We start from the raw sequence: 12,839 nt of genomic DNA on the forward strand, positions 1-12,839 counted from the left end.
TTTAAGGTTTAGTAGTGGTTTATTTTTATATAAAAGTTAAGGTTTAAAAGTTCAAAAAATTGGAACCTTTAAACCTTAAATAAATAATTAACGCATTCCTGGCATACCACCTTGCATGCCACCCATCATTTTCATTAGGTTTTTGCCTCCTGGTCCTTGCATCATTTTCATCATTTTGCTCATTTGTTCAAACTGCTTCATCAATTGATTGACTTGCTCTATTTTTGTTCCGGAACCTTTTGCAATCCTAGCTTTTCTTTTCACGTCAATAATAGCTGGCTTGCTTCTTTCTTTTGGAGTCATCGAATGAATGATAGCTTCAATATGCTTGAAAGCATCATCTTCAATTTCAACATCTTTCATGGCTTTTGAAGCACCTGGTATCATTCCAACCAAATCTTTCATATTACCCATTTTCTTTACTTGTTGAATTTGAGAAAGGAAATCATCAAAACCGAATTCGTTTTTGGCGATTTTCTTTTGGATTTTTCTTGCTTCTTCTTCATCGAATTGCTCCTGCGCTCTTTCTACCAAAGACACGACGTCACCCATCCCAAGGATACGTTCCGCCATACGAACAGGATAGAATACATCAATAGCATCCATTTTTTCCCCTGTCCCTACAAATTTAATTGGTTTATTTACAACCGATTTAATTGAAATTGCAGCTCCACCACGGGTATCGCCATCTAATTTAGTTAAGATGACACCATCGAAATTTAATCTTTCGTTAAAGGTTTTTGCAGTATTTACAGCATCTTGCCCTGTCATGGCATCAACAACAAATAAAGTTTCCTGAGGTTGAATCGCTTTATGAACACGTTCAATCTCATTCATCATTTCCTCATCAACGGCCAAACGACCGGCTGTATCGACAATCACCACATTAAAACCATTGGCTTTAGCATGTTTAATTGCATTTTGAGCGATCTCAACAGGATTTTTATTCTCTGGTTCAGAATACACCTCAACTCCTATCGAATCTCCAACAACATACAATTGTTGAATAGCCGCAGGACGATAGATATCACAAGCTACTAATAATGGTTTCTTATTCTTTTTGGTCAATAAATAATTCGCTAGTTTTCCAGAAAAAGTAGTTTTACCTGAACCTTGTAAACCCGACATTAAAATAACCGTTGGATTACCAGAAAGATTTATTCCGGCAACATCGCCACCCATTAATTCCGTAAGCTCGTCTTTGACCAACTTTACCAATAATTGTCCCGGTTGAAGCGTGGTTAATACGTCTTGACCAATTGCTTTTTCTTTTACTTTGGTGGTAAAATCTTTGGCGATTTTAAAGTTAACATCGGCATCAAGTAAAGCTCTACGAACTTCTTTTAATGTTTCGGCTACGTTTACCTCGGTGATTTTTCCGTGACCTTTTAGTATATGAAAGGCTTTGTCTAGTTTATCGCTTAAATTATCGAACATGATTTTTTATTTTATTGAAGTGCAAATTTAAGCATTTGATTTTGAAGTTTAAATAGTATTACAAATAAAAAGAGGCTGTCTTTTTAAGATAGCCCCTTTTTTAATAAAATTAAATTAACTTTTGATTAATCCTTGTCATCTAAGTCTATTTCTTGTTCAAGTAAAGATTTTATTTGCTCTCCAAAATCATGGTGCCCATCATCATTATCAGTACTAATTTCGATAACACCATCTCCGTCAGTATCCAGAAGTAGATTTTGACTTGCTAATGATGTTAGTTTTGCCATTAGAGCATCAAGTTGTATTTTAATATTAAGAGTTACATCATTACTATTAACTGTAAAATCTTTAGTTGGATCATCAAAATCCATTTCAAGTTCAGCATCCTTGCCGCTCCAGATAATAAAGTTTTTACCGTCAATGGTACCTTTAATCAAAAAAGTTTTACCTTCCATTTCTCCAGGCTGAATACTTCTTTCAAACTTAAACTTAATTTCCTCATATTTCGCATTTGGAACATTAACAGAAGTAATAAATTGACTCAAAGTTTTGTTTGGATCAAGTAAATCTAATAAAAAGGGGCCTACAAGTTTTACATCATCATCATAAATAGAATCTGTATGATGCATTTCACCTTCTTCATCTAGTTCAAATTTTACCTTACCAATGTTTATTTTAAAATCCGTGATTACCACTGTTGATGCAGCAGTACGAGCAGTGGTAGAAGTTTTCCCTGTTACAGAAACGGCCGAAGCTTTTAATGTCACATTTCCGCTTGTAGATGGATTATCCGTACAAGAACTTATCATAATGACAAGTAATGCTAAAATTGATGTTTTTTTCATTTTTTTCATTTTTTTAAAGGTTAAGTAATATATAATTAGGGGTTAATAATTAATATTTTTGGCAAACAATTTTTATAAATACATTTATAAAAATCGCTCTTTAAAATTTAAAGTAACTAATTAAGGTTTGTATTTGGTTGTAATTAATTTTTAGTAAAATACAGATAATGAGTTTCTCCACTACTATTGCTTTCATTTTTCAGTCTAACGTTAGTAGTTGTGTATTCCGTAATTTTCCAATCGTCTTCTAATTCATCTAATTTACTGTCATCAAATTTTAACAGAAATATATCTTGACCACTATTTACAGAAGTTGACCAAGTTCCGCCAATATTATTTGTTCCTTTTACAGCCGCAACACTCCCATTAGAATTGAAAGTAAAATTATAACCATTGTAATTTGAAGTTTCATCAATATTGTCAAAATAGTAAGAAACATGCCATGTTCCATCTGTCAAAATCGAAGTGAAATTCGGATTTCCTCCAGTGCCTGAATTAGTATCACAATCTTTTATACTATCTTCAATACTGTTTTCAAAATCAGAGTTGTTTGTAATTACAACATTTTGACCATTCAGGTTTGTAATAGAAATAGGGTAGTTAATGGAAATAAATACATTACTTTCTATATCTTCTAAAAAGTTATATAAATCTGTATCGTTTTGAACAGTAATAGTCTTTGCAATTTGACTATTTGCATTATAAATATCAATCTTTATTGGGTAATTTATATGTATACAGTCAATCTCATCAAACCCATCATCTTCATCACAATTATCAATAACGTCGTCTAATTGATCAACATTTGTAATCAGTTGCGTACTGAAATTTTGATACTGAATTGTTATTGGATAAACAAAGTTTACTATATCATCATCATTTGAAAAAGCATCTAATGCGTTTTGAACCGTGTGGTAATCATTTTGGTTAGATACTGTAATATGCGTTCCATTTACAATAACAATAACCGGCAACCGAACATTAAAACAGCTAGAATTATCCAAAATATTATCCTTAGACGTAGGGTTTTGTGATACCCTAGAAATCAAACTCGTAAGAGGAGATACAGCCGTTAAGTTTTGAGTAGTATCTTGAATAACCAATGTTTCCTCATTTTGACAAGAAATAAATACTATTGCCGTAAAGCTCATTAATAAATATTTAATTGTTTTCATATGTAGCTAATATTTGTTTTTTAATGGAATATGGAATTGATGACTTTTTATATTGTTTTTTTTCTGTCATCGAACTCCGTTTCGTATATCTTCATCGGTGTTTGTATCGAGTTTTCATTATGCTCATTTCATATAAAAAAATTAGCGGTTTAATAATAAAACAGTTTACATCAACATTACCCTACCAAAATTTAAAAATAAATATATCTTTGTAAGGTAAAAAATTACGAAATAAATGACAAAAAATTCATTATCAGAAACTTGCGATAAAATTATTTTTTCAAACTTTTTCAGAAGTCATTCAAAGTCACTCCGCAATTTTATTTTTTATAAGTATGGAAATAAAGACCAAGCCGACGATTTAACCCAAGAAGCTTTTATTAAACTCTGGCAAAACTGTGCTGCGGTCCCCATTGAAAAAGCTAAATCCTATATATATATAATTGCCAATAATAACTCTCTTAACGAAATTGCACATCAAAAAGTAGTTTTGGAATATGAAAAGAATTTTACTGGTCTTGATAAAACAAATGAAAACCCGGAATTTATACTCGAAGAAAAACAATTCAAAAGCAAGCTCTTAAAATCAATTGAAAATTTGAATGAAACACAACGAGTTGCATTTTTGATGCATCGAATAGATGGTAAAAAATATAGCGAAATTGCAGAAGAATTAAATATAAGTGTTAAAGCAGTTGAAAAGCGAATACATTTGGCTTTAGTTGAACTAAGAAAAAAAATTGATACTATAAAGTAGGGTAAATTTGTTTTTACTTGTTTTAAACATATAAGATTAATACAATGGAAGAGAATTACATTTTAGCAAAATGGCTAAACAACGATTTGACAGAAGCTGAATTAGCTGATTTTAAAGCCAATCCTGATTATGAAAAATATGAAAAAATTAAAAACTATACTGCTCATTTAGAAGTACCGGATTTTAATGAAGAGAAAGTTTTAGAACATGTTATTAGTCATAAAAAAATTACGTCTAAAGTTATTCCTTTATACAAAAACTGGCTGTTTAAAGTGGCTGCCGTTTTAGTCATTGGGTTAGGAATTACATTTATGATGCAAAATTTTGTTTTACAAACCCAATATGCACCTAATGGCAAAAGAACCACTTTTTCGTTACCCGATAATTCCGAAGTAGTTTTAAATGCTGGTTCAGAAATTGAATATAAAAAATGGAATTGGGACAATAAAAGATGTCTTGAATTACATGGAGAAGCATATTTTAAAGTAGCAAAAGGCAAAAAATTTGAAGTTGCAACTGATCTTGGAAAGGTTGCTGTTCTTGGAACTCAGTTTAATGTAAAAGCAAGAAAAAATCGGTTTGATGTAACTTGTTTTGAAGGAAGGGTAAAAGTAAATTACATAGAGAGAGAGGTAATTTTAACCCACGGGCAAAGTGTTACTTTTGAAAATGGAAAGCAGATAAATACAACCGTTAATGCTTCTAAACCAGAATGGCTAGAAAATAAAATTGCTTTTAATAAAGAAAATTTACACAACATATTAGATGAAATTCAAAGACAGTACAACGTTTCTATTGAAGTGAAAGCAAAATATTCAGGTGAATTATTTACTGGGAAAATTCCTATTGATAATCTCGATGTTGCCCTTCAAATTATTGCAACTACTTATCATTTAGAACCGAATAAAATTGCTCCAAACAAAATAATTTTTGAAGGAAAATAAATGTTTTTTATTAAACGTATTTACGTCTTATTTTTTTGCTTTGTTTTTGCCTTGAGTATAAAAGCCCAAGACAGAAGCAAAGCAATTGCATTAAAAGATATTCTTCAATCAATAGAGAAACAACATTATATTTATTTTAATTATATTGATAATGAAATAGTTGTTTTTAAAATTGTCCCTCCAAAAAAAACCTTGTCTTTGAATGAGAAGATTAATTATCTTCAAAAGAAAACCAATCTCTTCTTTGAAAACATAGACAATAAATTCATTAACGTTTTTAGCAATAATACATTAGACTCAAAAAATATTTGTGGATATGTATTTTCGAAAGATGATAATTCTCCACTGGAAAATGTGAATATTAAGTTTGTAGGTGCCGGTACTGCAACTAATAAAAATGGATATTTTGAACTAAAAAAGGAGAAGGTAACTGATTTACTGGTCAGTTATGTGGGATTTGCCACTAAAAAAATTTCTGTTTCTGATTTACAAAATAAAAATTGCCTTAAAATTTATCTTGAAGTTGAAGTTTCGGGGTTAAATAATATAATAGCCAATCATTTTTTAACATCCGGAATTTCAAAAACAATTGATGGGACATTTGCAATAAAACCAAAGAGACTCGGAATATTGCCTGGTTTAATTGAACCCGATGTATTGCAAACTATGTTGCAAATTCCCGGTATTTATAGTGTTGAAGAAAGTATTTCTAGCATTAATGTGAGAGGAGGTACACATGATCAAAACTTATTTTTGTGGAATGGCATCAAAATGTACCAAACGGGACATTTTTTCGGATTAATTTCGGCGTTCAATCCTAATTTAGCCCATACTATTTCCATAACTAAAAATGGGAGTTCTGCTTTTTTTGGCGAAAGTGTATCGAGTGTTGTTGACATGTCCTCTAACCCAAATAACTCTGAAGGAAACAGTTTTGGTGCAGGAATAAATATGATTAATGCAGACATTTATTCAAAGTTTACTATCACCAAAAAAGGTTTCCTGGAAATTGCGGGAAGAAAATCCATAAGCGATTTTGTACAGACACCTACCTACAAACAATATTATAATAAAGCTTTTCAAAATACAAGTATTACTAATTTTTCCAATAATCAAAATGTAGATTATTCCAGTGACGAGAAATTTAATTTTTACGATATTACGGCAAAATACTCTCAAAAAATTGGACAAAAAGACCATTTCGTTTTTGATTTTATAACCATTAATGATCAGCTTAAAGTTTTTCAAACAACCAGAATTAACACTATAATTCAGTCTGAAAATAATGTTTTATTTCAAAAAAATTATGGCGGTAACCTTTCGTGGAAACGAATTTGGAATGCAAAAAATAGTAGTAATTTCAATGTTTACAGTAGCTCCTATGAACTTAATGCCCAAAAAAACAAAATACAAGATAATCAGGTTGTAAGACAGGAAAATAAAGTGCTAGACAATGGTGTTAAGCTTGAGAATAGTCATGTTATCTCTTCAAAATTTACGTTTAATAATGGATATCAGTTTAACGAAATTGGTACTATAAATTTAGATGAAGTAAATAGTCCAATATTTTACAGAAGAATTAAAGAAGTTCTACGAACTCATGCGCTGATAGTTGAAGGGAAATATAACGATACCTTATCCAAAATATATTTTAATCTCGGAGCGCGATTAAACTATATTGAAAAATTTAAAAAGCACCTTTTTGAACCAAGATTGCAGTTTAATTATGCTGTCACAAAACATTTTAATTTAGAAGTATTAGGGGAATTCAAAAGTCAAAATTGTTATCAGGTTATTGATCTGCAGAAAGATTATTTTGGCATAGAAAAAAGACGGTGGATATTGGCAAATGGCACTACAATTCCTATTCAAAAAAGCAAACAGGCATCAATTAGTTTGTTTTATACCCAAAATAATTGGTTATTTACTTTAGAACATTTTTATAAAAAAGTAACCGGAATCAACAGCTCAAGTCAAGGATTTCAAAACCAATTAGAATTTGTAAAAATTAATGGTGATTACGAGGTCTTAGGAATTGAAATGCTGGTGCAAAAAAAAATAAATCATTTCATTACCTGGTTGAGTTATGCTTATAACAATAATAATTACCATTTTCCAAATATAGAACAACCTGTATTTCCGAACAACTTTAAATTGGATCATATTGTCTCTTGGGCTGGGATCTATCAAAGAAAAAATCTAAAAATAGCATTGGGTTCAAAATGGTATTCTGGAAAACCCGAAACAACTCCTATAAGTTCAGCGATAAATTATAGTAATTCCTCAAATCCAAAAATTGATTACAATACCCCTAACAATAAAGTCTTGGATAACTTTTTTCAAGTTAATTTTTCGACAACATACAAATGGGAAAGCTTGAATAAAATTCAATATAAACTAGGTTTCTCCGTATTGAATGTATTCAATCGAAAAAATGAAATTAATGAATATTATAGAATAAATGCGATTACAAATTCTATTGAAGATGTAAAAACTTTTTCACTTCTACGAACTCCAAACTTAAGTTTTAGAATAACTTATTAATCCTACATTCTTTCCGGAACATTAATCCCTAACAGTCTGAAAGAAGCGGCGATAGTATCAGCCACTTTCTTAGACAATTGTACTCTGAATATTTTCTTCTCTAAATTTTCTTCTCCAAGAATAGGAACTGCCTGATAGAATGAATTGTATTCCCGTACCAAATCGTAAGTGAAGTTTGCCAATAAAGCCGGACTGTGATTATGAGCCGCATTCTGAATCACCTCAGGAAATAATTCCAATTGTTTCAATAATTCTTTCTCTTTTTCGTGCAAGGTCACCATTTGTGACGCATTGGAAAAATCAAAATTAGCTTTGCGAATAATCGATTGAATTCTGGCATAGGTATATTGAATAAACGGTCCTGTATTTCCTGCAAAATCTACTGATTCTTCCGGATTGAAAAGGATTCGTTTTTTTGGATCTACTTTTAAAATGTAATATTTCAAAGCACCCAGACCTATCGTATTGTATAATTTTGCTTTTTCTTCGGCAGAATAGGTATCTAATTTCCCTAAATCCTCTGCAATTTTTTGGGCTGTATCTGTCATTTCCTGCATCAAATCATCGGCATCGACAACGGTTCCTTCACGGCTTTTCATTTTTCCAGAAGGTAAATCTACCATTCCGTAAGATAAATGGAAGAGATTTTTAGACCAGTCAAAACCTAGTTTTTTCAGGATAAGAAATAAAACTTTAAAATGATAATCCTGTTCATTCCCCACCGTATAAACCATTCCGCCGACATCCGGATAATCTTTTACACGCTGAATAGCCGTTCCAATATCCTGTGTCATATAAACAGCGGTTCCGTCTGAACGAAGCACAATTTTTCTGTCTAAACCTTCATCCGTTAAATCAATCCAAACCGAACCGTCAGGATCTTTTTCGAAAACACCTTTCTCCAAACCAATTTGAACGACGTCTTTCCCTAACAAATAGGTATTGCTTTCATAATAGTAACAATCAAAATCGACACCTAAATTTTTATACGTAATGGCAAAACCATCATAAACCCATTGGTTCATAGTTTTCCAAAGTGAAATCACTTCAGCATCCCCAGCTTCCCATTTCAACAACATTTCTTGAGCTTCCAAAATGATTGGCGCTTGTTTTTTGGCTTCTTCTTCAGTTTTTCCTGTGCTCATTAATTGGGCAATTTCTTCTTTATACGCTTTATCGAAAGCAACATAAAAATTCCCAACTAATTTATCTCCTTTTAACCCTGTTGATTCTGGCGTTTGTCCGTTTCCGAATTTTTGCCAAGCTAACATTGATTTACAAATATGAATTCCTCTATCGTTTATGATTTGGGTTTTATAGACTTTTTTACCCGAAGCTTTTATAATTTCAGCAACAGCATATCCTAAAAGATTATTACGGACGTGACCTAAATGCAAGGGTTTATTCGTGTTTGGTGAAGAATATTCCACCATGACTGCTTTATCTTCAGTCCCGAAGCTTCGGGATGGTGTAACGAAACCAAATTTTGTATTGTCTCTGATTCCATTGAAGAAATCCAAATAATATTCGTCAGAAATAACAATGTTTAAAAATCCGGAAACTACATTAAAACGACTCACTTCGGTTACATTTTCCACCAAATAGTTACCAATTTTGTTTCCTAATTCTACAGGATTACTTTTTATAACTTTTAATAATGGAAAAATCACCATGGTAATATCACCTTCAAATTCCTTCCGAGTGGTTTGAAATTCAACTTTGTCGATAGCAATGTCAAATAAAGCGAGAACCGCTTTTTCAATAGAAGGTGTAAGAATTTGAGATAATGTCATTTTTTGTATTGATTTTAAGGGTGCAAAGATAGTTATAATGTCGCAATTAGGAAATTGGAAAATGAGATAATTTCCCACTAAAAACGAAGAAATTACTTTGAGAAAACAATAATTTGTCCATTTTTTTAAAAATTACTGTAACATTTCATTCGTCCTACAGTCTACTTATTGTGTTTATAAAGATTTCGATTACTACATATTTAGGTCATGAACGGACAATTTAATTGGAAAAGTCAAACAGCCTATGTAGGATTTAATTACCGTTTTGGATCGGGAAAGAACAAGGTCGTCCAAGAAAAGAAAGAGAAAAAAAATGAAACCCAAAGTAGTGGAGGATTTTAAATAGTTAGTTTTAATAATTTGTTGCCAAAGAAGCCCCGAAGTATGCCACTTCGGGGTTTCTTGTATAGTTATATGAAATAATATCAGACCATTAGCTTTAATTTGATAATGGAAATAAGTGATTTTCCGGCCTGTTTTTCATTAATTTTTTTTGGAACCAAACTTGAAATTATTAATATTATTCGTTTTATTGATAAAAAATTCTTTAATTTGATTGCTTTATATTTTTGCCCCAAATATATTTCTTTATGAAAAAAAGCCTACTTATAATAATTTCACTCTTTTGGACAGGGTGTTTTTCGCAGGCAATTACCGTAGATACAAATACTTATACTGTTCCGAAATTAGTAACTGATGTTTTGGTAAACAAATCCTGTGTTCCGGTAAATAACATTACTTGGAGAACTGGAACAAATTTTGGTTCTACAAACGGAATTGGACATTTCGACAATACAAATCCAGCTTTTCCATTGTCAAGTGGCGTTATTCTGAGCACCGGAAATGCGGCCAATGCATCTGGACCAAACACAAGCCTACTCAACGATGGAAATGCCTCTTGGACTGGCGATGCCGATTTAGAAGCCACACTTTTAGCCGCTGGAATCACAATGAACTCAACAAACGCAACGGTTTTAGAATTTGACTTTGTGCCTTTTTCTCCAAACTTTAATTTTCAATTTTTATTTGCTTCTGAAGAATACGGCAATTTTCAATGTCAATTTTCTGATGCTTTTGCTTTCTTGCTAACCAATACATCTACTGGAGTTACAACAAATCTTGCCGTTGTACCCAATACCACGATTCCAATTTCGGTAGTCACCATTCGGAATTCATTGTATAACTCGTCTTGCTCATCAGAAAACCCAACCTATTTTGGAGCATTCAATGGCGGTTCTAATGCTCTTGGTTCAGCCACAAACTTTAATGGTCAAACCGTTATGATGAATGCCACATCAACAACTTTAGTTCCAAACACACCTTACCACATAAAACTTGTAATTGCCGACAGGCAAGACAATCAAGCCGATTCTGCCATATTTTTGGGGGCAAATAGTTTCAATGTGGGCCAAGATGTTTTGGGTCCAGATTTGACAATAGCGAGCAATACTGCAATTTGCAATGACGGTACACACACGCTTACTTCGGGCTTAAATTCTGCTGTTTATTCTTTTGAATGGACATTTAACGGAAACCTAATTGGAGGAGATACACCTAATCTAACCGTGAACCAAGCTGGAATTTACGGACTTACTTACACCATTATTTCAACGGATTGCCCTGTAACCACTGATTTTATAAACGTTGAATTCTATAACGCGATAACAACTCCTGATCCTGTAAATTTATATCAATGTAATGCTGCTGGACAAACTAGTTTTACTTTCGACTTGTCTTTTAACACCTCAATTGTAAATGTTGCCGGAACGCAAATAAGTTATCACGCAACATTGGCGGATGCAACTACAAACAGTGCTCCTTTACCGAATAATTATACAATCGCCACTGCCAATTTACCTGCCCCAATTTGGATAAGAATTTTGGACACAGCGACAAATTGTGTCCTTACAAAGTCATTTCAATTGGAACTTACGCCTCCTCCAGTTGCCAATAAACCTGGAGACATAACTTTATGCGAAACTACACTAGATTCAAATACTGCCGCTTTTGATATTTCTCCCCAAACAAGCGCGGTTTTAGGAGGACAATCGCCAACAATATATAATGTTACTTATCATATTAATGCTGCAGATGCAAATACAGGAATAAATCCCATAGATCCTTCTATTATTTATACTTCAGGGAATGCAACGTTATTTGTGAGAATTCAAACCAAGACTGACTTTACTTGTTTCAATACTACAAGTTTTAGCCTGATTGTTGTACCAAGACCTACTTTAGATCTTATTCCTGACCAGTTTGTTTGCACTGGTTATGTCTTGCCTGTGCTCGTTAACCCTGGGAATTATTATTCAGGAACAAATAAAGGCTTACCAATGCTAAATGCTGGAGATGTAATTAATACGGATAAAACAATATTTATCTATAACGAAACTGGAGGAACGCCGAGTTGTTCTAACGAGAGGAATTTTCATGTAGAAATTGTCATACCTATTGATATAAAACCGGCTGATATAAATGCTTGTGATATATATCTATTACCAACATTAGGTTTTGGAACGCGTTATTTTACATTACCTGGCGGCCCAACTGGTGGTGGAACAGAACTTTTTGCTGGAGCCTCAATAACAACTCCTGGAATAACCACAATTTATACTTATTTTGTTTCAACAGATATTACTCCTTGTGAACTTCAGAGTAAATTTGACATTACCATAAACGTTACGCCAACAATAGCCCCTATTTCTAATGCTTTTGATTGTTTATCCTATACTCTGCCTCCATTAGCCGTTGGAAATTATTATACTTACGATGCTGTAACAGGAATATACACACCCGCAAGTTCGCCAATAACTACGACAACAACGCTTTATGTTTTTGCAACAAATAATACTTGCAGAACTCCAGATACTATCTTTACAGTCTATATTGACACGTTGGGTTTGGTTGACGTAACCCAATGCCAACCTTATAATTTGCCTTTGGCACCTGTTGGAGAATACCGTGATGCCCCAAGTGGTGGCGGAAACATAATTCCTCCAGGAGTTATTGCGCAAACCAAAAAAGTATATATTTATGTTCCGGGAGCAGGAACGCCAAATTGTACTGATGATGATTTTTTTACAATTACCATAAATGCTCCGTTTCTGACTACTCCTTCGAATGTAACAGTGTGCGCCAGTTATTTATTGCCAGTTCAAGTTGACGGCGGCGATTATTACATACTGTCTGGAGGCCCAACTGTTCCTGGAAACATAAAATTAATTCCAAATGTCGATGCAATAACTACAACGACAACCGTATATATTTACAAACAATCTGCAACAGTTGCTGGTTGTTTTAATGAAAAACCTTGACTAATTACCATAAATCAAAAACCAATA

The 12,839-nt window shown here is 32.7% G+C and carries 9 protein-coding genes; 5 read left to right on the forward strand and 4 right to left on the reverse strand.

Annotated elements, in window-relative coordinates:
• Positions 1–87: 87 nt before the first annotated feature.
• From ffh to FNW38_RS00260, 3 genes are all read right to left on the reverse strand, one after another.
• Positions 88–1,437, reverse strand: coding sequence for a signal recognition particle protein (ffh, locus tag FNW38_RS00250; RefSeq protein WP_143385843.1), 1,350 nt, complete (start codon positions 1,435–1,437; stop codon positions 88–90).
• Positions 1,438–1,562: 125 nt separating this feature from the next.
• Positions 1,563–2,291: a hypothetical protein gene (locus FNW38_RS00255; protein ID WP_235890115.1), complete on the reverse strand. Its 729-nt coding sequence runs from the start codon at positions 2,289–2,291 to the stop codon at positions 1,563–1,565.
• Between the two features lie 134 nt (positions 2,292–2,425).
• The gene (locus FNW38_RS00260; protein ID WP_144064439.1) at positions 2,426–3,457 is read right to left on the reverse strand and encodes a hypothetical protein; all 1,032 of its coding nucleotides are present in this window, start codon (positions 3,455–3,457) and stop codon (positions 2,426–2,428) included.
• Between the two features lie 235 nt (positions 3,458–3,692).
• On the opposite strand from FNW38_RS00260, the gene FNW38_RS00265 reads away from it, so the two are divergent.
• Genes FNW38_RS00265 through FNW38_RS00275 form a run of 3 tightly spaced genes read left to right on the forward strand, consistent with a single transcriptional unit; the run spans position 3,693 to position 7,702 of the window.
• Positions 3,693–4,214: an RNA polymerase sigma factor gene (locus FNW38_RS00265; RefSeq protein ID WP_144064438.1), complete on the forward strand. Its 522-nt coding sequence runs from the start codon at positions 3,693–3,695 to the stop codon at positions 4,212–4,214.
• 44 nt (positions 4,215–4,258) lie between these two features.
• A complete protein-coding gene (locus FNW38_RS00270; protein ID WP_143385840.1) occupies positions 4,259–5,158 on the forward strand; it encodes a FecR family protein in 900 nt (299 codons plus the stop codon).
• Positions 5,159–7,702: a TonB-dependent receptor gene (locus FNW38_RS00275; protein WP_143385839.1), complete on the forward strand. Its 2,544-nt coding sequence runs from the start codon at positions 5,159–5,161 to the stop codon at positions 7,700–7,702. It begins immediately after the preceding gene.
• A 2-nt stretch (positions 7,703–7,704) separates the two neighbouring features.
• Here the strand turns inward: FNW38_RS00275 and argS are convergent, their stop codons facing one another.
• Positions 7,705–9,495 carry an arginine--tRNA ligase gene (argS, locus tag FNW38_RS00280; RefSeq protein ID WP_144064437.1) on the reverse strand — a complete coding sequence of 597 codons (1,791 nt, stop codon included), beginning with the start codon at positions 9,493–9,495 and terminating at the stop codon, positions 7,705–7,707.
• Positions 9,496–9,702: 207 nt separating this feature from the next.
• On the opposite strand from argS, the gene FNW38_RS17865 reads away from it, so the two are divergent.
• Positions 9,703–9,837, forward strand: coding sequence for a hypothetical protein (locus FNW38_RS17865; RefSeq protein ID WP_262710377.1), 135 nt, complete (start codon positions 9,703–9,705; stop codon positions 9,835–9,837).
• 248 nt (positions 9,838–10,085) lie between these two features.
• The gene (locus FNW38_RS17375) at positions 10,086–12,812 is read left to right on the forward strand and encodes a choice-of-anchor L domain-containing protein (protein WP_185963047.1); all 2,727 of its coding nucleotides are present in this window, start codon (positions 10,086–10,088) and stop codon (positions 12,810–12,812) included.
• Positions 12,813–12,839 lie beyond the last annotated feature (27 nt).

It is taken from the genome of Flavobacterium gawalongense, from assembly GCF_007097265.1.
GTDB lineage: Bacteria > Bacteroidota > Bacteroidia > Flavobacteriales > Flavobacteriaceae > Flavobacterium > Flavobacterium gawalongense.